The sequence below is a fragment of the Roseovarius pacificus genome (assembly GCF_900142665.1).
In the GTDB taxonomy this organism is placed as follows: domain Bacteria; phylum Pseudomonadota; class Alphaproteobacteria; order Rhodobacterales; family Rhodobacteraceae; genus Roseovarius; species Roseovarius pacificus.
Genome location: NZ_FRBR01000015.1, coordinates 19,054 through 41,321 on the forward strand (window position 1 = coordinate 19,054; position 22,268 = coordinate 41,321).

General features: G+C 62.5%; 21 protein-coding genes. 9 read left to right on the plus strand and 12 right to left on the minus strand.

Annotated features, from left to right (window positions below; genetic code table 11):
* Window positions 1-2 precede the first annotated feature (2 nt).
* The 4 genes from BUB53_RS18385 to BUB53_RS18400 all read right to left on the minus strand — a co-directional run bounded on the left by BUB53_RS18385 (window position 3) and on the right by BUB53_RS18400 (window position 4,575).
* Window positions 3-761: a DeoR/GlpR family DNA-binding transcription regulator gene (locus tag BUB53_RS18385; RefSeq protein ID WP_073036870.1), complete on the minus strand. Its 759-nt coding sequence runs from the start codon at window positions 759-761 to the stop codon at window positions 3-5.
* 1 nt (window position 762) lies between these two features.
* Window positions 763-2,454 (minus strand): ABC transporter permease subunit, encoded by a 1,692-nt coding sequence (locus BUB53_RS18390; protein ID WP_073036872.1) that lies wholly within the window; start codon window positions 2,452-2,454, stop codon window positions 763-765.
* Window positions 2,451-3,479: an ABC transporter ATP-binding protein gene (locus tag BUB53_RS18395; protein WP_073036875.1), complete on the minus strand. Its 1,029-nt coding sequence runs from the start codon at window positions 3,477-3,479 to the stop codon at window positions 2,451-2,453. Before BUB53_RS18395 ends, BUB53_RS18390 begins: the two co-directional genes overlap by 4 nt.
* Before the next feature lie 82 nt (window positions 3,480-3,561).
* The gene (locus BUB53_RS18400) at window positions 3,562-4,575 is read right to left on the minus strand and encodes an ABC transporter substrate-binding protein (protein ID WP_073036876.1); all 1,014 of its coding nucleotides are present in this window, start codon (window positions 4,573-4,575) and stop codon (window positions 3,562-3,564) included.
* A gap of 212 nt (window positions 4,576-4,787) precedes the next feature.
* Between BUB53_RS18400 and hisN the strand changes: the two genes are divergently transcribed.
* Window positions 4,788-5,585 (plus strand): histidinol-phosphatase, encoded by a 798-nt coding sequence (gene hisN, locus BUB53_RS18405; RefSeq protein ID WP_073036878.1) that lies wholly within the window; start codon window positions 4,788-4,790, stop codon window positions 5,583-5,585.
* Between the two features lie 231 nt (window positions 5,586-5,816).
* On the opposite strand, the gene BUB53_RS18410 is transcribed toward hisN, so the two are convergent.
* Both BUB53_RS18410 and BUB53_RS18415 read right to left on the minus strand, forming a co-directional pair.
* The gene (locus BUB53_RS18410; RefSeq protein WP_073036879.1) at window positions 5,817-6,776 is read right to left on the minus strand and encodes a LysR family transcriptional regulator; all 960 of its coding nucleotides are present in this window, start codon (window positions 6,774-6,776) and stop codon (window positions 5,817-5,819) included.
* Window positions 6,777-6,791: 15 nt separating this feature from the next.
* Window positions 6,792-7,916: a zinc-dependent alcohol dehydrogenase family protein gene (locus tag BUB53_RS18415; protein ID WP_073036880.1), complete on the minus strand. Its 1,125-nt coding sequence runs from the start codon at window positions 7,914-7,916 to the stop codon at window positions 6,792-6,794.
* Window positions 7,917-8,131: 215 nt separating this feature from the next.
* Between BUB53_RS18415 and BUB53_RS18420 the strand changes: the two genes are divergently transcribed.
* From BUB53_RS18420 to BUB53_RS18455, 8 genes are all read left to right on the plus strand, one after another.
* Window positions 8,132-9,091, plus strand: coding sequence for a cyclase family protein (locus tag BUB53_RS18420; RefSeq protein ID WP_073036881.1), 960 nt, complete (start codon window positions 8,132-8,134; stop codon window positions 9,089-9,091).
* Between the two features lie 28 nt (window positions 9,092-9,119).
* Entirely contained in the window at window positions 9,120-10,421 is a 1,302-nt protein-coding gene (locus tag BUB53_RS18425; RefSeq protein ID WP_073036883.1) for an ABC transporter substrate-binding protein, read from the plus strand.
* A gap of 73 nt (window positions 10,422-10,494) precedes the next feature.
* Window positions 10,495-11,400, plus strand: a complete 906-nt coding sequence (locus tag BUB53_RS18430) for a branched-chain amino acid ABC transporter permease (protein ID WP_073036885.1) — start codon at window positions 10,495-10,497, stop codon at window positions 11,398-11,400.
* 47 nt (window positions 11,401-11,447) lie between these two features.
* The gene (locus BUB53_RS18435; RefSeq protein WP_073037037.1) at window positions 11,448-12,407 is read left to right on the plus strand and encodes a branched-chain amino acid ABC transporter permease; all 960 of its coding nucleotides are present in this window, start codon (window positions 11,448-11,450) and stop codon (window positions 12,405-12,407) included.
* Window positions 12,404-13,153 (plus strand): ABC transporter ATP-binding protein, encoded by a 750-nt coding sequence (locus tag BUB53_RS18440; protein ID WP_073036887.1) that lies wholly within the window; start codon window positions 12,404-12,406, stop codon window positions 13,151-13,153. Before BUB53_RS18435 ends, BUB53_RS18440 begins: the two co-directional genes overlap by 4 nt.
* The gene (locus BUB53_RS18445) at window positions 13,153-13,833 is read left to right on the plus strand and encodes an ABC transporter ATP-binding protein (protein WP_073036889.1); all 681 of its coding nucleotides are present in this window, start codon (window positions 13,153-13,155) and stop codon (window positions 13,831-13,833) included. The genes BUB53_RS18440 and BUB53_RS18445 overlap by 1 nt, the downstream gene beginning before the upstream one ends.
* Window positions 13,830-15,296, plus strand: coding sequence for an aldehyde dehydrogenase family protein (locus tag BUB53_RS18450; RefSeq protein WP_073036891.1), 1,467 nt, complete (start codon window positions 13,830-13,832; stop codon window positions 15,294-15,296). Before BUB53_RS18445 ends, BUB53_RS18450 begins: the two co-directional genes overlap by 4 nt.
* A 69-nt stretch (window positions 15,297-15,365) precedes the next feature.
* A complete protein-coding gene (locus BUB53_RS18455; protein ID WP_073036893.1) occupies window positions 15,366-16,115 on the plus strand; it encodes an SDR family oxidoreductase in 750 nt (249 codons plus the stop codon).
* A gap of 65 nt (window positions 16,116-16,180) precedes the next feature.
* On the opposite strand, the gene BUB53_RS18460 is transcribed toward BUB53_RS18455, so the two are convergent.
* The 6 genes from BUB53_RS18460 to BUB53_RS18485 form a co-directional block, all read right to left on the minus strand.
* Window positions 16,181-17,674, minus strand: coding sequence for a fumarate hydratase (locus BUB53_RS18460; protein ID WP_073036896.1), 1,494 nt, complete (start codon window positions 17,672-17,674; stop codon window positions 16,181-16,183).
* Complete coding sequence (locus BUB53_RS18465; RefSeq protein WP_073036898.1) at window positions 17,671-18,480, minus strand: HpcH/HpaI aldolase/citrate lyase family protein; 810 nt, start codon at window positions 18,478-18,480, stop codon at window positions 17,671-17,673. Before BUB53_RS18465 ends, BUB53_RS18460 begins: the two co-directional genes overlap by 4 nt.
* A gap of 22 nt (window positions 18,481-18,502) precedes the next feature.
* The gene (locus BUB53_RS18470) at window positions 18,503-18,955 is read right to left on the minus strand and encodes an acyl-CoA thioesterase (RefSeq protein ID WP_073036900.1); all 453 of its coding nucleotides are present in this window, start codon (window positions 18,953-18,955) and stop codon (window positions 18,503-18,505) included.
* Window positions 18,956-19,068: 113 nt separating this feature from the next.
* A complete protein-coding gene (locus BUB53_RS18475; RefSeq protein ID WP_073036902.1) occupies window positions 19,069-19,911 on the minus strand; it encodes an HTD2 family dehydratase in 843 nt (280 codons plus the stop codon).
* A gap of 3 nt (window positions 19,912-19,914) precedes the next feature.
* On the minus strand, window positions 19,915-21,009 hold the full coding sequence (locus tag BUB53_RS18480; protein ID WP_073036904.1) for a CaiB/BaiF CoA transferase family protein: 1,095 nt from the start codon (window positions 21,007-21,009) through the stop codon (window positions 19,915-19,917).
* The gene (locus BUB53_RS18485) at window positions 21,009-22,169 is read right to left on the minus strand and encodes an acyl-CoA dehydrogenase family protein (RefSeq protein WP_073036906.1); all 1,161 of its coding nucleotides are present in this window, start codon (window positions 22,167-22,169) and stop codon (window positions 21,009-21,011) included. Before BUB53_RS18485 ends, BUB53_RS18480 begins: the two co-directional genes overlap by 1 nt.
* Window positions 22,170-22,268: the final 99 nt, after the last annotated feature.

Below are 22,268 nucleotides of genomic sequence, written 5' to 3' on the forward strand. Positions count from 1 at the left end.
AACTAGTTCACAAGCCGGATACCGACTTGGCGAAATGGATGGAGGATGTCGTCGCTGGTTGAATTGTCAGTGACGATTTTGTCTATCGCGTCGGTGTCGCAAATGCGAACCCGGCTGGTTTGGCCCATTTTCGTATGATCGACCAACAGAACCGTTTCGTTCGCCTGCTCCAGCATGGCGCGGGCAATTTCCGCCTCGTGCAGGTCGTAGGAAAACGCGCCCTGTGCGGAATCCAGCGCCACAGGTGCGATGAAGGCCGTATCGACCTTGAAACGCCGGATTTCGGAGAGGGTCAATTCGCCAAATGTGGCGGGTACGTCGCTCATCATCTGTCCGCCCAGGAGGAAAAGGTCGATGTTCGATTGTGCACTCTGGATGGTGTTCGCAATATCGAAGGAGTTTGTGATTACCGTCATATCCGAAAGCCCGGCCAGGGCCTGCCCGAAAATCGATGTCGTGGTGCCGGCATCCACAAAGATCGAACAGCCCGGCACAAGAAGCGCCGCCGCCTTGCGCGCGATGTCGCGTTTGGCCCGGGTTTGTGCCGTGCGGCGTTTTTCAAACGGGGCTTCGCCGCCGGTCTGGCGCAACACCGCGCCGCCATGCACCCGGTCGATCGTGCCGTCGCTTTCCAGATCGACCAGATCGCGGCGCACCGTTTCGCGCGAGACGCCCAGAACCTGCGCCAGATCGCCCGCCGAAATCTGCTGGTTTGTCGCCAGCATCGCCAGAATGCGGCGGTGACGTTCTTTTGACCACATGCTACCCGTCCGATCCGGTTCCCGCGTTTCGGCCCAGATAGGCCAGTATCGCCTTCATGCCAAGCAAGGCCGCTGCCACCACCGCCATGACGCAGCATGAAAATGCCGCCGCCTGCGAGGTCAGCCCGGCATCGTCCAGCCGCATGATGGTGACGGCGGCCACCGACAAATCCGGCGTGGTCAGGAAAACCACGGCTGAAAGCGTGACCATAGAGCGCATGAACAGGAAGAAAAACACCGAGATCAGCATCGGCGCGACGAAAGGCGCGATGATGTTGACGGCTACGCGTCCTAGTCCCGCGCCAAGGCTGCCAGCCGCCTCTTCCAGTGCCGACGGCAGTTGCCGAAAGCCGGTCATTACCGTCAGGAAGGCCTGTGTGTGGTAATGATAGAAATTCACGATCCCGATCAGGGCCGCCGTGCCATACAGCAGGTAGAGTGGCGTCGCCGTGGAATTGAAGGTCAGGATATAGGCCAGGCCCAGCACCATCCCCGGCACCGCCGCAGGCATCGCCGCCAGAACCTGCAGCGGCTGAGCCAGCATGGCCGGAGCGCGGCGCAACCCGACCGCCAGCAGGAACACCAGGAATGTGCCGCCCGCCGCTGCGGCCAGAGAAATCCAGATCGTGATCCAGAGCGAGGAATACCCGCCGGCAAGCGTGATGTCGTAATGTTTCAGCGTCAGCGACATGTTATAGGGCCAAAGCCGCACGAAGCTGGCGTAGAACACGATGGCGATCACCGACAGGACCGCAAGACAGATCAACAGGTTCAGCCCGGCCATGGGCAGATCGCGTGCCGGGGTGAAGCGAGGTACGAAGCGCTGCGCATTGACAGGGTGCCGTCCCTGAAGCCGCATCGCGCGGCGTTCAATGTAATAGGCCGCCACCGTGGGCAGCAGCAGCATGATGCCCACGACCGCGCCCATGTTGAAATTCCGCTGTCCGATCACCTGAGAATAGATTTCCGTGGCCAGAACGGAGTAATCCCCGCCGATCACCGCGGCATTGCCGAAATCGGTGATGGTGATGATGAACACCACGAAAGCAGCATTCAGGATGCCGAAACGCGCGGCGGGCAGGGTCAGGTCGCGAAACTGGCGCATGGGCGATGCGCCCATGACCTCGGCGGCTTCATAGGTGCGCGCATCCAGCAGAACCAGCGCCGCGCCGATGATCATCACGGCCTGCGGCAGGGCGTAAAGGGTATTGGCGATCAGCAGGCCCCAGAACCCGTAAATCTCCATCTCGACGCCGAATAGCTGATTGACCACGCCATTGCGCCCCAGCAGGAAAATCAGCCCGAGCGCCTGCACCAGCGATGGCGCCAGCAATGGCAGGACGATCACCGCCCGGATCAGACGCTTGCCCCGAAAGGCGCAGCGATAAAGCCCGTGCGCGATGATGAATCCCAGAACGACACTGAGGAGTGTTGTCGCGCCGCCCATGATCATCGAGTGGCGTGTCGCCCGCCAGAAACCGGACGATCCCAGTACCTCGGCATAGTTTGACAGGCCGTATTCTCCGTCGACCGTAGTGATCGAGCGCAGGAACACGATGGCCATCGGATAGAGAAAGAACAGCACCAGCCCGATCAGGGGAACGCCGACACAGACCAGTGCAAGTGCTTTGTCGCCGTCGAAGCGGGCAGGGGGTGCGCCCGAAGTGCCACGCGGCAGGGTCTTGTCCGTCATGCCGCCGCCCCGATCACGTCATCCCGGACCCACACGCAATGCTCCGGCGCGATCCCCAGTGCCAGCTTGTCACCGGGGCTGAACCCGCCGGCGCCGTGGGTTTCCACCAGAAGCGGGCCAAGCGGGCTATCCAGTTCGATGCGTTTGAGATTGCCCAGAAAGCTGATCTCGCGCACGGTTGCGGTGCCATCGGCATCGGGCGTCAGCTCGATATGTTCGGGACGGATGCAGGCGATGTAATCCGCATCCGGCGCGTCGGGCCGTGTTTGCAACAGATCGGGCTGAACCCGGCGGATCACGTCGGTTTCGATCAGATTGCTGGTGCCCATGAAATCGGCCACGAAACGGGTTTCAGGCCGGTGATACAGGTCTTCAGGGGTGCCTGCCTGCACCACGGTGCCGTGGTTCATGCAGATGATCTTGTCGGCCAGCGCCAGCGCCTCTTCCTGATCGTGGGTGACCATCAGGGTCGGAATGCCCAGAGTTCGCTGAAGCTGTCGGATTTCGCTGCGCAGATCGGCGCGCACTTTCGCGTCGAGCGCCGAAAGGGGCTCGTCCAGTAACAGAACGCGCGGATCGACCGCGATGGCGCGGGCCAGGGCGATGCGCTGTTGCTGACCGCCCGAAAGCTGGGAGGGAAACTTGTCGGCCAGTTGCGGTAGTTTGACCAGTTCCAGAAGTTCGCGGACCCTGGCGGCGATCTGATCGTTTGCCGCGCCCCTGATCCTGAGGCCATAGCCGATATTTTCGGCCACGGTCATGTTCGGGAAAAGCGAATAGGATTGAAAAACGATGCCGAACCCGCGCTTGCGTGCGGGTTGATTGGACAGGGTTTCCCCTTCGATGGTGACGACGCCCGAGTCGGTTTCGGCCAGGCCCGCGATGATCCGCAACAATGTGGTCTTGCCACAGCCGGAAGGCCCCAGAAGGCAGACGAATTCGCCTTTCTCGATGGCGATGGATACATCATCGAGGGCCACGAACGGGCCAAAAGTTTTGGTCGCATGCTCGACGGTAAGATACATGTGGGATCTTCCGATACCTGAAATGAATTCTGCTAGGATGGTGTGACGGCGGGTTTCCCCACCGTCACATGAGTGGCGTGTCTTAGCGACCGAAGCGTTCGCGCCATTCTTTCTTGGTCTCGACCTGGCTTTTGGCGGAGGCGTCGAAATCGACATCGGCCAGAACGGTGCCAATATCTTCCGGCAGGCCCGCAGCGGCGGCGGCCTCGGACTGACCCACACCCGGCACGGTCACCAGTGCCTTGTACTCGCCGTAGAGCGCGATGGCTTCGTCCGACATCGTCCAGTCGAGGAACTTTTGCGCATCCCCGGCATTGTCGGTGCTGGACAGGATGCCATTGGCCTCAAGCTCGTAGCCGACGCCGCCTTCGGGGAAGACCATGGCCAGAGGATAGCCTTCCTGAATCGATTGCATCGCTGTGAATGCCAGCGAGATACCCACCGTGTATTCGCCGATCCGGGCGGATTTGCACGGTTTCGATCCTGACGAGGTATATTGCGCCATGTTGGGATCGACCGCCTCAAGCTGCGCCCAACCGGCCTCTGCGCCCATGGATTGCAACACTGCGTTGACGTGCAGATACCCCGTCCCGGACGAATTCGGATCGGGCATCAGGACTTCATTCTTGAAGCCTTCTTGCGCCAGATCGGCCCAGCTTGTCGGCATGGGCAGGCCTTTTTCCTCGAGCCGGGGTTTATTCACGCAAAAGGCACCCATATAGCCGATGGGCGCAAACCAGCGGTTTTCAGGGTCGCGGAACCGGTCGGGCAGAACGTCGACGCCCGCCGCTTCGTAGGAGCTCATCATTTCGAGAATGCGGGGGTCCATCATCGCGGTCACGGCCCAACCCCAGATCAGGTCGGCCTGCGGGTTGTCGGCCTCGGCCAGAATGCGGGCCCCGAGCTTGCCGGTGGACAGGCGCAGCACGTTCAGTTCCACATCCGGCAGGGCCTTTTGGGCGGCTTCGGTGTAGGCGGCCAGTTCTTCTTCTTCCAGTGCGGTGTAAATGGTCAACTCACCGGCGGCAGCGGGCATCGCCAGGCCAAGCGCCAGAAGAGATGCGGTAATTCGCGAAACGGAAACAGGTGTGGTCATTGTCTTCTCCTTGTTGTCGGTTCCCGCAGGATTGAGCGGGCAGGCAGCGGCCTTTGGGCCGTTCTTATGGTTTCCAACCCCTCCGGCGAGCGCGGGTCGGGCCGGATTGCGTGGGTATTTGTGTAGTCTTGCATTTTTTTGCGTTTTGTCTATGCCTAATTGCATCCGGGCGTGACAAAGGCGCAAGGGGTTGCCCCAATTGAGGAAAAACCATGCAAGACACGACACTTCCCTCAAACGACGAGGCGCTTTGTGCATTCGCGCAGGAGCTTGCGGATATGGCCCGGTCGATCTCGATGCAATATTTCCGCACCGAGCTGGATGTGCTGGAAAAGGACGATCTTTCGCCCGTGACCATAGCCGACCGTGCTGTCGAGGCGGCGATGCGGGAGCGAATCGCGCAGGTGTACCCGGATCATGGAATTTACGGCGAAGAGCAAGGTCAGCAGGGTCTGGACCGTGCCCATATATGGGTGGTCGATCCGATTGACGGGACGAAGAGCTTTGTGACGGGTATGCCCACGTTCGGAACGCTTATCGCTCATCTCGAAGAGGGGACACCGGATCTGGGACTCATCTCGATTCCTCCGACGGGTGAATGCTGGACCGGGCAGGCGGGCATGCCTACGACTTTCGGAGATTCCCGTTGTTTAACAAGCGGTTGCACCTCACTGGCCGACGCGCGTTTCTACACCACATCGCCGGATATTTTCGACGAAAACGGATTGCGGTGTTTCGAGGCGTTGTCGCGGCGTGCGCGCATGCGGCGCTTTGGGGGGGATTGTTATGCCTATGGGTTGTTGGCCTCGGGGTATGTCGATGCTGTTTTCGAAATGGACCTGCAACCCTATGATTACATGGCCCTGGTGCCGGTGGTCGAAGGGGCGGGCGGTGTCATAACCGACTGGCAGGGAAGGCCTTTGTCGCTTGACTCGGATGGGCGGGTCGTTGCGGCGGCGACGGGGGAGTTGCATCGCGAAATGCTGGAGATCATCGCGACCGTTTCCTGAGTGTAACGCGTATTTCATGCCGGTTCGGATGGCTGACGCGGGTCTGGGCAGGTAGGTGGACCGGGCGTGAGATTTGTACGAAACGTACGAAGTGTACGCGGGTTTTGTACGAAACTCCGGGCCAATCGGAACGGGTGCATACATCATGGACGCAACCGGGGGCGAGCAGGCACAGGATATCATTCCCGCGACGACCTTTCCGGTGTCGGGTCTGCCGGGTCTTGTCCGGGATCAGGACCGCCGTCTGCCGGGTTGCGGGCGGCTTTTTTGCAGTTTGCCTTCCCAGATTCCGCGGCGGACCAGTTCGCGGGCGACGTCCAGTGTCATGGATTCCACCGCGTGGCAGGCGCGTGTCATGACGCGCGCGGGGCTTTTCACCAGATAGACGGGGCGCGTCATGGTGGGCTCGATGATCGGGGCGCGCAGCAGGTCGCCGCGTTCGACGAAATCCTGCGCGGCGACCGGCGCGAAAATGGTGTAGCCGGAGCCGCGCGCGACCAGTTCCTTGATCTGGGTCATCGCGTCCATTTCGACCACGACGTTCAGGCGCACATCGTGTTGCTTGCAATAGGCCTCGATCTGGTTGCGCAAGCCGCTGGAGGGCAGCACCATGTCCAGCTTTTCCAGGGCCCGCAACGGCACCGGCGTGCCCGGCGGCGTATCCAGCGGCCAGGCGTCCGGGGCGGAATAGAAGAACAGTTCCTCGTCCAGAACATGGGTTCCGCGCAGCTGGCCGCCGCTTTTCAGGTCATAGAGAAAACCAATATCCACGGTCCCGTCGAGCAACCACTTTTCGAGATAGCCGCTCATCGCTTCGACGGCGCGCAGGCGGACCTCGGGCATCTCGAGGCGCACGGTTTCCGCCAGAGGTACGGACACGATCATCGAACAGGATGGCGGCATGCCGAAAACCACCCGTCCGCTTATGGTGCCGCCGCGTTCGCGCATGTCTTCTATGCAACGATCCAGACTGTCGCAAATCCCCCGCGCATGTTCGAGGAGAATGCGGCCTTCGTCGGTCAATGCCGTGCCGCGGGCGGAGCGTTCGACCAGTTTGACCGAAAGTTCCTCTTCCATGCGGTGCAGGTGTTGCGACAGCGAGGGCTGCGCCACGCCGATGGCCTGAGCCGCCGCCGAAATCGACGGCGCCTCGGCGACGGCAAGGAAATAGCGCAGATGCTTGATATCCATTGTCCGGCCTGCCCGTCAGTTGAACTCGATAACCTGCCGGATGGCCGTGCCGTCGTCGAGCTGATCCATGGCGAGGTTGATCTGGTCCAGCCGCAAGCGGTGGGTCAGCATTTTTTCGACGGGAAGCTTGCCTTGCTGGTGCAGCGAGAACATGCGCGGCAGGTCGCGTTGCGGTACGCAGGAGCCGATATAGCTGCCCTTGAGTGCGCGTTCCTCGGCCACCAGTTTCAGGGCGTTGAGGGGCATCCGCGCATCCGGGTGCGGCAGGCCGGCGGTGACGGTCGTGCCGCCACGGCAGGTGCAGTCATAGGCGGTTTCCAGGGCCTTGACCGATCCGGCCAGTTCGATGGCGTAATCCACCCCGCCGCCGGTCAGGTCGCGGACCGCTTCGGTTGTGTGTTCGTCGGCCTTGACAGTATGGGTTGCGCCCATGTCCATTGCGGTTTCCAGCTTGGAGTCGAACGGGTCGATCACCACGATCTGCCCGGCCCCCGCCGCCTGTGCGCCCAGCACTGCGGACAGGCCGACGCCGCCGAGGCCGACAACCGCAACCTTGCTGCCGGGTGTGACCCTGGCGGTGTTGAAGACCGCGCCCGCGCCGGTCAGCATCGCGCAGGAGAACAGCGCCGAAATATGGGTTGGAATATCCACGTCGACCTTGACCAGCGACTGGCGGGCGAGAACGGCGTGGGTGGCGAAGGCAGAGACGCCGACATGATGGTGCACGGGCTTGCCGTCCATCGACAGGCGGCGATGGCCGGTCATCAATTCGCCGACGCCGTGGTGTTTCGCGGCACGGGTGCACAGCGCGGGCCGTCCTTCGGAACAGGGCAGGCAGGTGCCGCAACCGGGGGCGAAGATGCATACCACATGATCGCCGGGGGCCAGATCGTCGATGCCGGGGCCGACCTGTTCGACGATGCCCGAGGCTTCGTGTCCGAGCACCATCGGCACCGGGCGGGGACGCGTTCCGTTGATCACGGACAGGTCGGAATGACAGACTCCGGCAGCGGCGACACGGATCAGAACCTCGCCACGGCCCGGCTCGTCCAGTTCGACATCGCGAACGGTCAGGGCCTTGTTTTTTTCGAAGTCGCGTTCGATATTCTCGCGCTCCAGTACGGCCGCCTGGATTTTCATGGCATGTCCTCCCGTAGTATGAATTCCCACCGCACGGATCGTGCGTTCTGGGGGTATAAAGCGAAACATTTCCACTTTAATTGTGTTATAGGATAGTGCCGCTTTATTTTGCGCTGCAATAGCAAAAACGTATAACTGGAATAGCGCTATGCTATTGGCGTAGGCTTTAGCTCTCGGTCTACGATCGCATGCAGGCCAATGGGAGGGGCCTGACAATGGAATCCATTCTTTCGAAATCCGCGATTATTTTGTCCGTTTGCCTGACCGGTGGCGCCATTGCCGCCAGTACGGAGTCGGCTATGGCCGACAGCAAATGGGGCGCCGACGATCAGCTGGGCGCGGCGAATCTTATGACTTCCGAAAGAGTTAAGGCGGCGGCGGGCCTTGTGACCGAAGGCAAGGTTTACAGCCTTGGCATGACGGTCGGACCCGATACGCCGGCCTTTCCGCCGCGCAGCCTGTCGGTGACGGTCCTGCAACCGAATCAGAACGGCAACAGCGGGCTGGGTGAGAACAACTTTACCTATAACGACGATATTTTCATGGGATGGCTGGGTATCGGCTCGCAAATCGACGGGCTGGGCCATTCCGGTATCGATCATGTCTATTACGGCGGGCGCACCTATGACGATTTCGCGCCGGCCTCGGGGCTGACCGAGCTGGGGCTGGACAACCTGCCGGGTCTTGTGGGGCGCGGGGTCATGCTGAACATGGCGGCGCATTTCGGCACCGACATGGTGGAAGAGGGCGTTGCCTATACCGATGAAGACATCAAGGCGGCCGCCTCGGCGCAGGGTGTCGAACTGCGTGAGGGGGATGTCGTTCTGTTCCATTCCAACTGGATGGAGTTGCTGGACGGGGAGAACCCCGATCCCGAGCGTTTCGGCGCCGCCGAGCCGGGGCTTGGCGTCAGCGGGGCCGAGTATCTGGCCGGGATCGGCGTGATGGCCGTGGGGGCCGATACATGGGGCATGGAGGTCGTGCCTGCCGAAGAAGAAGGCCAGGCCTTCCGGGCGCACCAGATATTGCAGCCCGAAAACGGCATCTACATTCTCGAAAACATGGATACGCGTGAACTGGCCGCCGATGGCGCACACGAGTTCCTGTTCGTTCTGGGGCAGGCCCGTATCGAGGGGGCCGTCCAGATGATTATCAATCCAATCGCGATCCGCTGATGGATCGCACCTAAAGGGAGGAAACCAGATGAAGACCCAATTCGTGAAACGAGTCGTGGCCGCGACGATCGCGGCTGCGCTGCCGCTGGCGGCCAGTGCGGCGGACAAGCCCAAGAGCCTGAATGTCGGGATGACCACATTCCTGACCGGCCCGGCGTCGGTCTTTGGGGTGCCGGCGCGGAATGCCGCCGAGATCCTTGTCGAGAACATCAATGCGGATGGCGGCATCAACGGTGTGCCGGTCAACATTTCGTTCATCGACGAGGGTGCAGGCGCCGAGGCGCTGACCTCGGAATATCGCCGCATGGTGGAATCGGGCAGTGTCGAAGTGATGATGGCGGCGATTTCGTCGGGCAACTGCCAGACGCTGGCGCCGCTGGCGGAAGACCTGCAAGTGCCGAACCTGATGTGGGATTGCGGTACGCAGCGGATTTTCGAGGAAAACGACTATAAATACGTTTTCCGCACGCAGGCCAACGCGACGCCGGAAATGCTGGCCACGGTGCTGTATCTTCTGAAGACGACCCCGGATTTCAAGACCATCGCGGTGGTCAACCAGGACTATGCCTGGGGCCGGGACAGCTGGGATATCTTCCGCACCGCTCTGAAGGCGATGAAGCCCGATGTCGAGGTCGTGGCCGAGTTCTTCCCGAAATTCGGGTCGCCCGACTTCTCGACCGAAATCTCGCGTCTTCAGGCGCTGCGCCCCGACGTGATCCTGTCGACCTCGTGGGGCGGCGATCTGGATACCTTCGTGCAGCAGGCGTCGCAGCGCGGGCTGCTGAACACCTCGACCTTCGTTCTGCCGCTGGCGGAATCGTCGCTGGAGCGTCTGGGCTCGGCCCTGACGGCAGGGCATATCGTGGGCGCGCGGGGCGATCATTACTTCCTGCACCCGGATCGCCGTGACGACGAGGACTTCCAGACGTTCATGCAGCAATATCAGGACAAGACCGGTGAGATCAGCGTCTATCCCGTGTTCCACGCCAGCCAGGCCATTGCCGCACTGAAGGCCGCCTATGAAAAGGCGATCGAGGAAAACGGCGTCGACTGGCCGAGCGAAGATCAGCTTCTGGCCGCGCTGGAGGGTCTGACCTTCCAGGGTCTGGGCCGCGAAGTGACGATCCGTGAGGACAACCAGGGTATCGAGGATCAGTTGCTGGGGGTCAGCGTGCAAACCGGGGACTACCCGTTTGCCACGATGGAAAACATCATGATCTTCGACGGCGACGAACTGACCACGCCGGTCGGCCAGAAGTCGATCGACTGGGTCGGTACCCTCGATGCGGGCTTTGTCGACAGTGTGACCGTCGATAGCTACGAGAACTGATCGTCGCTTGTGAAACTGTCGGAGAGGGCATGCAATGCCCTCTCCGCACCATTAAAAACTCCCGGATAAACACATGAATCTCGCGATTTTCCTCCTCGCCTTGTTCGACGGTGTCGCCTATGCCGCGCTGGTCTTTATCGTGGCGCTCGGGCTGACCCTGATCTTTGGCGTCATGCGAATACTGAACGTGGCGCACGGATCGCTCTATGCGATCGGGGCTTATGCCACCGTCTCCCTGACCGGCTACTTTCTTGCCCTCGGGTTCGCGCCGGTCTTTGCGTTTCCATTGATGATCGTATCGGCCGTGCTGGTCGGGATCCTGATCGGTGGGCCGCTGGAATATTTTCTGCTGCGCCGGATCTACGACAAGTCCGAAGTGCTGCAATTGCTGGTGACCTTCGCGGTGTTCATGATCCTTGAGGATGTGCAGCGCCTTGTCTGGGGGACGCGGCCCTATTTCGAATCCTCCGCGTTGCAGGTTCTGGGCAATGTCAGCGTGTTCGGCGTGACCTATACGGCCTATCAGCTGATCCTGCTGCCGCTGATCGCGGTGGTGCTGTTGCTGGGCATGCGGTTTTTCCTGCGCCATACGATCACCGGCAAACTGATCACCGCCACGACGGAGGACCGCGAGGCCGCGCAATCCATCGGTGTGGATGCCGACAAGGTGTTCCTGTTCACCTTCGTGATCGGGGCGGTTCTGGCCGGTCTGGGCGGGGCGCTGGCATCGCCGACAACCTCGATCCTGCCCGGTATGGGCGCTGACATGATCGTGCTGTCCTTTGCCGTGGTGGCCACGGCGGGGCTGGGCCAGATCGAAGGCGCGGCGCTGACCGCGCTGATGATCGGGCTGGGACGTTCGTTCGCGGTGTACCTGTATCCCGAAATCTCGGTTCTGGTGCCGTATCTCATCATGGTTCTGGTTCTGCTGGTGCGCCCCGAGGGGCTGTTCGGCAGCCCGGCCGCACGCAAGATCTGAGGCTCGGGATGACCACAAAAACACATTCAACCAAGGCGAAGGCCAGCATGAAGTCTCCTCTCACCTTTCTCTGGGTCATCGGGGTCCTGGCGGTTATCGCGGTGCCCTTCACGACGCCTTCGATCCAGCTGTTGTTCAATTTCGCGATGGCCAAGGGGCTGGCCGTGCTGGGCGTGACGGTGCTGCTGCGTGCCGGGCAGGTCTCGTTCGGTCATGCGCTTTACTTCGGGATCGCGGCCTATGCCGGGGCGTTCCTGATGGCGTCGATGCCGGCGGCGGATTTCTTTGTCGTGCTGATTGTCGGCGTGGCCGGTGCGGTTCTGGCGGGTCTTTTCGTGGGACTGTTCGTGGTGCGCTATCGCGGTATCTTCTTCGGGATGCTGAACCTGGCGTTTTCGATGATCTTCTGGTCGATCCTCGAGAAATTCTATCACTACACCGGCGGGGCCGACGGTATCCGGTTCGCACGTCCGACGGTTCTGGGACAGGTGCTGACTCACGGCCAGTTCGAGATGATGCTTTATTATTCGGTGGTCGTGCTGATGGTGGTGCTGGGATGGTTCACGCAGCGCTGGTTCGCTTCGCCCATCGGTCAGCTGTTCCAGACCATCAAGACCAATGAGACCCGGCTTGAATACCTGGGCATCTCGCCCCGGCGGGCGCTGTTGTCGGGGTATCTTCTGTCGGCGGCGCTGTGCGGTGTCGGCGGGGTGATGATGGGCATGGCCCAGGGCGTGGTGACGCCGGAATACGTGTGGTGGGTCCGCTCGGCAGAGATGGTGTTCATCGCGGTCCTCGGCGGTGCGGGTTCGGTTCATGGCGCCTTCCTCGGGGCTCTGATCTACGAGGTGGTGCGAACCTATGCCTCGGTCTATGCCGGTGACATCTGGCAGATGATCCTTGGCGGGTTCCTGTTGATCATCATCCTGTTCGCGCCCGGTGGGCTGATCGGTATTCTCGAGTCGCTCTTTCGGCGTGGCTCTGGCAAGGAAGGAGCGCGGAAATGAGTGACGTTCTTCTGGAAACCCGCAATCTGGTGATCAAGTTCGGCGGCGTGACCGCGGCCGACAATGTGTCGCTCAAGATTCATGCGGGCAGGAACCTGGCCATCATCGGGCCGAACGGTGCGGGCAAGACGACCTTTCTGAATATCTGCACGGGGTGGCTGAAACCCAGCAACGGGCAGGTGTTGTTCGAGGGGCAGGATGTCACCCCCCTGCCGCCGCGCAAGATTGTGGATCGCGGCGTGGCGCGGGCGTTTCAGATTCCGCAGTTGTTCACCGAGCACACGGCGCTGGAAAACCTGCTGATTTCGGTGTCGGCGCGGGACAAGCTGCGCAATCCGCTGATGGACATGCACCGGATTCCCGAACGCGATGAAATGCTGCACCTGCTGGACATGGTGGGCTGTGCGGACGTGGCCGATACGCTGGTGGTCGAACTGTCCGAAGGTCAGCGCAAGCTGATCGACATTGCCGTCGCCCTGGCGCTGAAGCCCCGGCTGTTGCTGATGGATGAGCCGACCTCGGGCGTGGCGTCTTCCGAGAAGCATTCGATCATGGAAATCCTGATCGGCGCGTTGAAGGAGGCCAATGTCACGTCGGTGTTCGTCGAGCACGATATGGGCATCGTCGAGAACTATGCCGACGAGGTGGCCGTGTGGAACAGCGGCAATGTGCAGTTGCGCGGCTCGCCCGCGGAAATTCTGGAGCATCCCGACGTGATCCGGGACGTGATCGGGGAGGTGGTCTGATGCTGGAATTGCGTGATGTGAATGCCTCGATCGGGAATATCCCGATCCTGCGGAACCTGACGTTCAGTATAGACGAGGCCGAAACCGTGGCCCTGATCGGGCGGAACGGCGCGGGCAAGACGACGCTGCTGCGCACGATCATGGGCTTTACCAGGGCCAGCGGGGAAATCCTGTTCGACGGCAAGCCGATCACCGAACTGCACCCGCCGAAACGGCCCGGTCTGGGGATCGGATATGCCCCGGAAGACCGGCGGCTTTTCTCGGCCTTCACGGTGGAGGAAAACATTCTGCTGCCGGCGCAGGCCGCGCGGCTGAGCGCGGCGGAAACCGCGAAGCGGCTGGAGCGTGCCTATACCGTCCTGCCCGAACTGCGCGAGATGGCGGGACGCCCCGGCGGCACCGTATCCGGCGGGCAGGGCAAGATGGTGGCGCTGGCCCGTGCCCTGATGCTGGGCACCAAGCTGATCATGCTGGACGAACCGTTTCAGGGGCTGGCCCCGGCACTGGCGCAGCGCTATGCCGAAGCCTTGCGCACCCTGCGCGATACGGACCGTTCGGTCACGCTGATCATTACAGAATCCAACCCCTCTTTGCTGCGCGGCTTTGCCGACCGCACGCTCGTTATCGAGCGGGGCGAGGTCGAAGAGGGTAGTCTCGAACCCGAAGGAACGAACGCATGAAAGACTCCGACGTGAATGCAAAACTGGTCATTCCCGAGCCCCTGAACCTGATCGGCAACGAATGGGTTCCGGCGATTTCCGGCAAGACGATGGATGTGCTGTCGCCCATCGACGGGCTGCCTTTTGCGCAGATCGCCGACAGCGACGAGGCCGATATCGACGCGGCGGTCGCCGCCGCGCGGGCGGCATATGACGGTGGCGAATGGTCCACGCTGACGGCCGCCGAACGTGGCCGCCTGATGATCCGCCTGTCCGAGCGGATTCTGGAAAACGTGGAAGGCCTGGCGCAGCTCGAAACCCGCGACAACGGCAAGCCGATCAACCAGGCGCGCGCCGACATGAAGGTGACGGCCCGCTATTTCGAGTTCTACGGCGGGGCCGCCGACAAGGTGCATGGCGAGGTCATTCCCTTTCTCAACGGTTACAATGTCGAGGTGCACCGCGAGCCCCATGGCGTGACCGGTCATATCATCCCCTGGAACTACCCCGCGCAGATGTTCGGGCGGTCGGTCGCTCCGGCGCTGGCCATGGGCAATGCGACGGTCCTGAAACCGGCGGAAGACGCCTGCATGACCGCGCTGCGTATCGGGCAACTGGCGATCGAGGTGGGCTTTCCGCCCGGTGCGATCAATATCGTCACGGGGCGCGGCAATGTCGCGGGTCAGGCGCTGGCCGACAACAAGAAGATCGACTTCATCTCGTTCACCGGCTCGCCCGAGGTGGGGGTCATCATCCAGACGGCTGCCGCAAAGAACTTCATCGGTTGCACGCTGGAACTGGGTGGGAAATCGCCGCAGATCGTGTTCGACGACGCCGATCTGGAGGCCGCGTTGCCGGTGCTGGTCAATGCCGTGATCCAGAATGGCGGGCAGACCTGTTCGGCGGGCACGCGCGTTCTGTTGCAGCGCGGGATTTACGACAAGGTGGTTGCCGAACTGACCGCGCGTTTCAAGGATATCGCGGCGTCGGATTCCGGTGAGGACGCGGTGCTTGGGCCGCTGATTTCGGCCAAGCAGAAGAAGCGTGTGGAAACCTATATCGAAGAGGCCGACGCGCCGCTGATGGCCCGTGGCAGCGTGCGTCAGGACGCGCCCGAGGGCGGCTATTACGTTGCGCCCGCCATTTTCGGCCCGTGCGATCCGCATGCGAAGATCGCGCAGGAAGAGGTGTTTGGCCCGGTTCTGTGCATCATTCCGTTCGAGGACGAGGCCGAGGCGATCTCGATTGCCAACGACACCGATTATGGCCTGGTCGCCGCGATCTGGACGCGTGACGGCGGGCGGCAGCAGCGGGTGTCGAAAGCGATGCATTGCGGCCAGGTCTTCATCAACGGCTATGGTGCCGGAGGCGGGGTGGAATTGCCGTTCGGCGGTATCCGCAAATCGGGGCATGGCCGCGAAAAGGGCTTTGCCGCGCTGCACGAGTTTTCGCACATCAAGACCATCATCAACAATCACGGCTGACCCTTGCCGTGTGTCTCCGGCCCAGCCTGAACGGGGCCGGAGCAACGACAGTAAAAAGGAAAGAACAATATGAGACTTGAAGGAAAACGCACGCTCGTCACCGGCGCGGCCTCGGGCTTTGGCAAGGGGATCGCGGAAACCTATATCCGCGAAGGCGCGAAGGTGGCGGTTGTCGATCTGAACGAAGAGGGCGCCAAGGCCGTTGCCAGGGAACTGGGCGAAAACGCCATCGCGGTGACATGCGATGTGTCGAAGGGCGATCAGGTTCAGGCCGCTGTCGATGCGACCGTCGAAGCCTTTGGCGGGCTCGATATCGTGGTGAACAACGCGGGCTGGACCAACCCCAACAGCCCGCTGATGGAAACCGACGAAGAGACCTTTCGCAAGATCTATGACATCAACGTGGTGTCGATCTTTCACATGACCAAGGTCTGCGTTCCGCTGTGGCGCAAGTCCGGCGGTGGCGTGATGCTGAATATCGGCTCGACCGCCGGTATCCGCCCGCGTCCGGGCCTGACGTGGTACAACTCGTCCAAGGGCGCGGTGAACCTGATGAGCCGCTCGCTGGCGGTGGAACTGGCACCCGACAATATCCGCGTGAACTGTATCGCGCCGGTGATGGGTGCGACGGCGCTTCTGGAGCAGTTCATGGGGGTTCCCGATACGCCCGAGAACCGCGAGAAGTTCATCGCGACCATTCCGATGGGCCGCATGTCGCAGCCGCGCGACATCGCCAATGCCGCGCTTTACCTTGGCTCGGACGAGGCGGATTTCATCACCGGTGTCGTGCTTGAAGTCGATGGCGGGCGCACCGTCTGAACGGGGTTGCACCGTGAATTGAAACAGGGCGTCCGTAGCGGGCGTCCTGTTTTCGTTTCAGGGGGTTAACGGGTGCGCGCCCATTGGCGCGGGCCGCTGTCATGGATGGAGGCGCCCTTGGTGTCCACGGCCACGGTGACCGGCATATCCCTGACCTCGATCTCGTAGATCGCCTCCATCCCCAGATCCTGATAGGCGACGGGGCGGGCGCTCTGGATGGCCTTGGACACGAGATAGGCGGCACCGCCCACGGCGATCAGGTAGACAGCGCCGTGATCCCTGATGGCCTCGATCGCCTGGGGGCCGCGTTCGGCCTTGCCGATCATGAGTTTCAGCCCCGAGGCGGCCAGCAGCGGGCCGGTGAACTTGTCCATCCGTGTCGAGGTGGTGGGGCCTGCGGGGCCGATCACCTCGTCCCCCACGGCGTCCACCGGGCCGACGTAATAGATCGCGCGGCCCTTCAGATCGACGGGCAGGGGCTTGCCCTGATCCAGTTCGTCCAGCATCCGCCGGTGGGCGGCGTCGCGTCCGGTATAGAGCCGCCCGGACAGCAGGAGCGTATCGCCCGGCGACAGGGAGGCGAGCGTGCTATCATCGAGCGCGTCAAGGTCGATCCGCCGCCCATCGACGCTTGCATCGCCCAGATCGGGCCAAAGCGACAGGTCAGGTGGGGTGAGCTGCGCGGGGCCGCTGCCATCCAGCGTGAAATGCACATGCCGTGTGGCGGCGCAATTGGGGATCAGCGCGACGGGAAGCGAGGCGGCATGGGTGGGAAAGCTGTTCACCTTGACGTCGAGAACCGTCACCAGCCCGCCAAGCCCCTGCGCGCCGATGCCAAGGGCGTTGAGCCTTTCGTAGAGGTCCAGCCGCAATTCGTCTTCTGCGGATTGCGGGCCGCGCGCCTGCAATTCGGTCATGTCGATGGGATCGTTCAGGGATTCCTTGGCCATGGCCATCGCCTTGTCGACGCTGCCGCCGACGCCAAGCCCGATGATCCCCGGCGGGCACCAGCCGGCGCCGAGTTTCGACACGGTGTCCACCACCCAGTCCGCCACCGAATCCGACGGGTTCAGAACCGTGAACCTGGTCTTGTTTTCCGACCCGCCCCCTTTGGCCGACACGGTGACGGAAACCTTGTCACCGGCCACCAGTTCGGTCTGGATCATGGCGGGCGTGTTGTCCTGCGTGTTGCGGCGTTTGCCCAGGGGGTCCGCGACGATCGAGGCGCGCAACGGGTTGGCCTTGAAATTGTAGGCGCGGCGTGTGGCCTCGTCGATCAGCTCTTGCGGGGAGCGGCGCCAGTCGATGGGGGCCTGAACGCCGACTTTCAGAAACACGTTGGCGCTGCCGGTGTCCTGACAGATCGGGCGGTGGCCCGTGGCCGCCATGCGCGAGTTCAACAGGATCTGACGCATCGCGTTTCGGGCCGCGGTGCTTTGCTCGGTTTCATAGGCGCGGGCCATGGCCTGAATGAAATCCGGCGTGTGGTAGTACGAGACATACTGAAGCGCATCCGCGATGCTGTCGATCAGGTGGTCTTCGGTGATCTTGCCGGTCATCGTGTCCCTCCGGCGCGGGCGAGGATCTGTTCGGCGCGCTTGACCACCGGCGCGTCGATCATCTGGCCGTCCACCTTGATGGCGGCCGCGTTTTCGGCGGCGGCGGCGGTGACGCGCGTGGCCCAGTCGAGTTCGTCCGGCGAAGGGGCGAAGCCGCGCCGCGCCGGGGCGATCTGAGCGGGGTGGATGATCAGCTTGCCGCCAAAGCCCATGGCGACACTGTGCCTGCAATCGGTTTCGATGGCGGTTTCGTCCTTGATTCCCGGTGTGACCCCGTCCCACGGGGCGGGGCGGTTTGCCAGACGCGAGGCGAGAACAAGCTCGGATCGCGCATGGAGCAGCGGCTCGCGTTCATGGGCGAGGCCAAGGTCGGCGGCATAGTCGATGGAGCCGAAGGCCAGCCGCAGGCAGGCCCCGGCCACGGCTTCGGCATTGCGAAGGCCGCGGGCGGTTTCGATCAGCCCGATCACCGGCAGGCCGGTTTGTCGGGACAGGGTGGCGCAGGCTGCGGCGTCTTCGGCCTTGGGCAGGATCAGCCCGTCGATGGGCAGGCCCTTCATCGCGGCGGCGTCTTCGGTGAAAAAGGGGCTGTCCGTGGCATTGATACGGACCAGCACCGGCACGTCGCCGGGGGTGTGTGCGGGCAGGTCGGCCAATGCGTTGCGCGCGGCGTGTTTGTCCTCCCCGGCGACGGCATCTTCGAGATCGAGGATGACGGCATCCGCACCGGCCCCCTGCGCCCTGGCAAAGCGATCCAGTCGTGTGGCGGGCAAAAACAGCGGCAGGGTGATCCGGGTCAGGGGCATGGAGGGGTCCAATCGTGATGGGTCAGGGGGTATCGGCGGGCATGACCAGCGGCTCGAGCAGGGCGCGCATGTTGTCGGGGATGGCGACCGGGCGGCTGGTTTCGCGGTCGACATAGACATGAACGAACCGGCCCTGCGCGGCGGCGGTGTCGGATTCTTTCTGAAAAACGCCCAGTTCGTAGGTCACGCTGCTGCGGCCCAAGCGGGCCACGCGCAGGCCCACGTCGATGGCTTCGGGAAAGGCGACGGGGCTGAAGTAGCTGCATTCGCTGTGGGCGACCAGTCCGGTTACCGTACTGCGCCGTATGTCCAGAACGCCGCCCTGGATCAGGTAATCGTTCACTGCCGTGTCGAAGAACGAGTAATAGGCCACGTTGTTGACGTGCAGATAGGCGTCGTTGTCCATCCAGCGTGTGCTGATCGGGCAGAAATGCACGAAGGCATCGCGATGTTCGGGGGCGGGGCGTTGGCTCATGCGGGGTCCGATCCGTGGTTAACGTGCCGCGCGGGGCGTCGGCATCATCGAACAGCAGCACAGAATCGCACCGCCTGTCCAGCCGGGCCGGACAATGCGGCGCGATCCGCCGGTTACCATTCGGCGAAGGCTTCCATCGCCAGCGGGCCGCCCACCTTGGCCGTCCACAGGCGCAGGCCGGTGTCATGCGGTTCGGCGTTGACCGTGAAATCGGCGTCGTCGAAGATCGGTGACAGGCTGCGGAACCGGAAGCGCGCGGGCGTGGCGCCGTGCAGGTCGGCGGCCATCTGGCACAACATCGTGGCCTGCATCGGACCATGCACCACGAGGCCGGGATACCCCTCGTCCTCAATGCAGAACGGCTTGTCGTAATGGATGCGGTGGCCGTTGAAGGTGAGCGCAGAGTAGCGGAACAGCAGCGTCGGATGCGGAGTCACGGTGCGGGAATGCTCTCCGGTCGTGGCGGGGGCGGGATCGGCCTTGGGCTTGCCCGGCGCGGCGGCGGGGATATCGCGGTAGACGATGTCCTGACGTTCGCTCAGCACATGGCGGCCATCGGAGGTGACCTCGTGCTGGACCGTGACGAAGCACAGCGCGCCCGAGCGGCCCTCTTTCAACTGGACATCGGTGATTTTCGAGTGGCGCGTGACCTCGTCGCCGATCCGGATATCGCCATGGAACGTGAAGGCCCCGCCGGCCCACATGCGGCGCGGCAGGGGCACCGGCGGCAGGAAGCCGCCAAGGGCCGGGTGACCGTCGCGGCCCAGTTCGGACATGGGCGCGATGGGTTGGGCCAGGCAGAGATGGATCAGGAGCGGAGCCTTGCCCCCCTGATCGGTGTCGGACCTGCGATCGAACGTGGCGTTGAACTGGCGCACCAGCGTGGGCGACAGGGTTTCGCTGTCGATTTGTTCGCGGCCGATCCAGGTTTGCAGATGGTCAATGTCGAGGGTCATCGCCTAGTCCTTCAGCGGGTTCAGGGCCGGAATTGCGCCATAGGTCCGATCCTCGCCGACAAAGACCGCGCCGGGGGCCGGGTAGGACACCGGGCCGTTCGGGCTGTCCACGGTGATGCGGCGCAGGTGCGGATGGGTCGACAGCCCGGCCATGTCGTTGACCGAGGCCAGGGCGATCTTGCATTTTTCCAGCAGTTGGATGGCGGTTTCGGCATCGTAACGGGTAAAGGCCTCGGCGACGATGGCGTCGGTTTCATCGCGGTTTTTCACCCGCTCGACATTGGTGGCAAAGCGCGGATCGGTCCCGAGGTCTTCGTTTCCGACGAAATCCTTGCACAGCATGCGCCATTCCCGGTCACTCTGGATCGAGATCAGGATATCGGCACCGGATTTGGGCGTGAACACACCGTAGGGCGCGATGGAGGGATGGGCCAAGCCGATGCGTTTGGGGCTGTTGCCGCCTTCGTGGTTCAGCAGCGGAACAGTCAGCCAGTCGGCCATGACATCGAACATCGACACCGAGATGCGCGCGCCCTGTCCGGTGATCCCGCGGCGGATCAGCGCCTCGAGAATCGCGGCATGGGCGGTTGCGCCCGTGGCGATATCGACCAGCGAGACACCCACCCGCGCCGGTTCGGACGGGCCGCCGGTGATCGAACACAGCCCGCTTTCGGCCTGAATCAGCAGGTCATACGCCTTGCGGTCGGACATCGGGCCGTCTTCGCCGTAGCCCGAGATCGAGCAGGAGATCAGCCTGGGGTAATCGCGGTGCAGACGTTCGAGATCGAAACCGAGCCGCGCCAGCGCGCCGGGCTTGAGATTCTGCATCAGGACGTCGGCCTTGGCCAACAGCCCTTCGAGCGCCTGTTTTCCGGCGTCCGAGGTCAGATCCAGCGTCACGCTGTCCTTGCCGCGGTTGAGCCAGACGAAATAGCTCGACTGTCCCTGGGCCACGTCATCGTATCCACGGGCGAAATCGCCTTCGGGGCGTTCGATCTTGGTGACATGCGCCCCGGCATCGGCCAACCGTCCGGTGGCGAATGGTGCTGCCACGGCCTGTTCGATGGCGACGACTTCGAGACCTTCCAGTGCCTGCATCAGAACGACCTCGGCATACCGAGGAGATGCTCGGCCACATAGGACAGGATCAGGTTGGTCGAGATCGGGGCGACCTGATAGAGCCGTGTCTCGCGGAACTTGCGTTCGACATCGTATTCGCAGGCAAAGCCGAATCCGCCATGGAACTGGATGCAGGCATTGGCGGCGTCCCAGCTGGCCTTGGCGGCCAGGTATTTCGCCATGTTGGCCTCGGCGCCGCAGGGCTGACCGGCATCGTACAGTGCGCAGGCCTTGTAGCGCATCAGGTTCGCGGCCTCGACTTCGATGAAGGCCTCGGCGATGGGGAACTGCACCCCCTGGTTCTGGCCGATGGGGCGGCCGAAAACCTGCCGTTCGCTGACGTATTGTGTGACCTTGTCGGTGAACCAGTAGCCGTCCCCGATACATTCCGCCGCGATCAGGGCGCGTTCGGCGTTCAGGCCGGTGAGGATGTATTTGAATCCCTTGCCCTCTTCGCCGATCAGGTTTTCCTCGGGGATTTCCAGATTGTCGAAGAACAACTCGTTGGTTTCGTGGTTGACCATGTTGAGGATGGGTTTGACCTCCATCCCGTTTTTCATGGCCTCCTTGATGTCGACGAGGAAAATCGACAGGCCTTCGGATTTCTTCTTGACCTCGGCCAGCGGGGTCGTGCGGGCCAGCAGGATCATCAGGTCGGAGTGCTGCACGCGGCTGATCCAGACCTTCTGCCCGTTGATCACGTAACGGTCGCCCTTCTTGACGGCGGTGGTCTTGATCTTGGTGGTGTCGGTGCCGGTGGTGGGTTCGGTCACGCCCATGGATTGTAGGCGCAACTCACCGCTGGCCAGTTTGGGCAGGATACGCTGGCGCTGTTCTTCGGAGCCGTGGCGCACCAGTGTGTTCATGTTGTACATCTGGCCGTGGCACGCGCCTGAGTTGCCGCCCGCGCGGTTGATTTCTTCCATGATGACGCTGGCCTCGGTCAGGCCAAGGCCGGACCCGCCGTATTCCTCGGGAATCAGGGCCGCCATCCAGCCTTCGCGCGTGAGGGCATCGACGAAGGCTTCGGGATAGCCGCGCTCTTCGTCGATTTTACGGTGATATTCTGCGGGAAACTGAGCACAAAGTGCCTGCACGCCGTCGCGGATATCTTGATAATCGTCGTCTGGGAAATTCATGCTCTGCTCTTGTGTCGGGTGGGGGTCCATCAGGGATAGCGTGCCTGTCACCTATCGGGCAAATATATGTTTCCGATGTTTGGCATAGGATTATCATAT

Coding starts and splice junctions, on each gene's coding strand:
- BUB53_RS18385 (WP_073036870.1), bottom strand. CDS start 761: ATGTGGTCAAAAGAACGTCACCGCCGCATTCTGGCGATGCTGGCGACA.
- BUB53_RS18390 (WP_073036872.1), bottom strand. CDS start 2,454: ATGACGGACAAGACCCTGCCGCGTGGCACTTCGGGCGCACCCCCTGCC.
- BUB53_RS18395 (WP_073036875.1), bottom strand. CDS start 3,479: ATGTATCTTACCGTCGAGCATGCGACCAAAACTTTTGGCCCGTTCGTG.
- BUB53_RS18400 (WP_073036876.1), bottom strand. CDS start 4,575: ATGACCACACCTGTTTCCGTTTCGCGAATTACCGCATCTCTTCTGGCG.
- hisN (WP_073036878.1), top strand. CDS start 4,788: ATGCAAGACACGACACTTCCCTCAAACGACGAGGCGCTTTGTGCATTC.
- BUB53_RS18410 (WP_073036879.1), bottom strand. CDS start 6,776: ATGGATATCAAGCATCTGCGCTATTTCCTTGCCGTCGCCGAGGCGCCG.
- BUB53_RS18415 (WP_073036880.1), bottom strand. CDS start 7,916: ATGAAAATCCAGGCGGCCGTACTGGAGCGCGAGAATATCGAACGCGAC.
- BUB53_RS18420 (WP_073036881.1), top strand. CDS start 8,132: ATGGAATCCATTCTTTCGAAATCCGCGATTATTTTGTCCGTTTGCCTG.
- BUB53_RS18425 (WP_073036883.1), top strand. CDS start 9,120: ATGAAGACCCAATTCGTGAAACGAGTCGTGGCCGCGACGATCGCGGCT.
- BUB53_RS18430 (WP_073036885.1), top strand. CDS start 10,495: ATGAATCTCGCGATTTTCCTCCTCGCCTTGTTCGACGGTGTCGCCTAT.
- BUB53_RS18435 (WP_073037037.1), top strand. CDS start 11,448: ATGAAGTCTCCTCTCACCTTTCTCTGGGTCATCGGGGTCCTGGCGGTT.
- BUB53_RS18440 (WP_073036887.1), top strand. CDS start 12,404: ATGAGTGACGTTCTTCTGGAAACCCGCAATCTGGTGATCAAGTTCGGC.
- BUB53_RS18445 (WP_073036889.1), top strand. CDS start 13,153: ATGCTGGAATTGCGTGATGTGAATGCCTCGATCGGGAATATCCCGATC.
- BUB53_RS18450 (WP_073036891.1), top strand. CDS start 13,830: ATGAAAGACTCCGACGTGAATGCAAAACTGGTCATTCCCGAGCCCCTG.
- BUB53_RS18455 (WP_073036893.1), top strand. CDS start 15,366: ATGAGACTTGAAGGAAAACGCACGCTCGTCACCGGCGCGGCCTCGGGC.
- BUB53_RS18460 (WP_073036896.1), bottom strand. CDS start 17,674: ATGACCGGCAAGATCACCGAAGACCACCTGATCGACAGCATCGCGGAT.
- BUB53_RS18465 (WP_073036898.1), bottom strand. CDS start 18,480: ATGCCCCTGACCCGGATCACCCTGCCGCTGTTTTTGCCCGCCACACGA.
- BUB53_RS18470 (WP_073036900.1), bottom strand. CDS start 18,955: ATGAGCCAACGCCCCGCCCCCGAACATCGCGATGCCTTCGTGCATTTC.
- BUB53_RS18475 (WP_073036902.1), bottom strand. CDS start 19,911: ATGACCCTCGACATTGACCATCTGCAAACCTGGATCGGCCGCGAACAA.
- BUB53_RS18480 (WP_073036904.1), bottom strand. CDS start 21,009: ATGCAGGCACTGGAAGGTCTCGAAGTCGTCGCCATCGAACAGGCCGTG.
- BUB53_RS18485 (WP_073036906.1), bottom strand. CDS start 22,169: ATGAATTTCCCAGACGACGATTATCAAGATATCCGCGACGGCGTGCAG.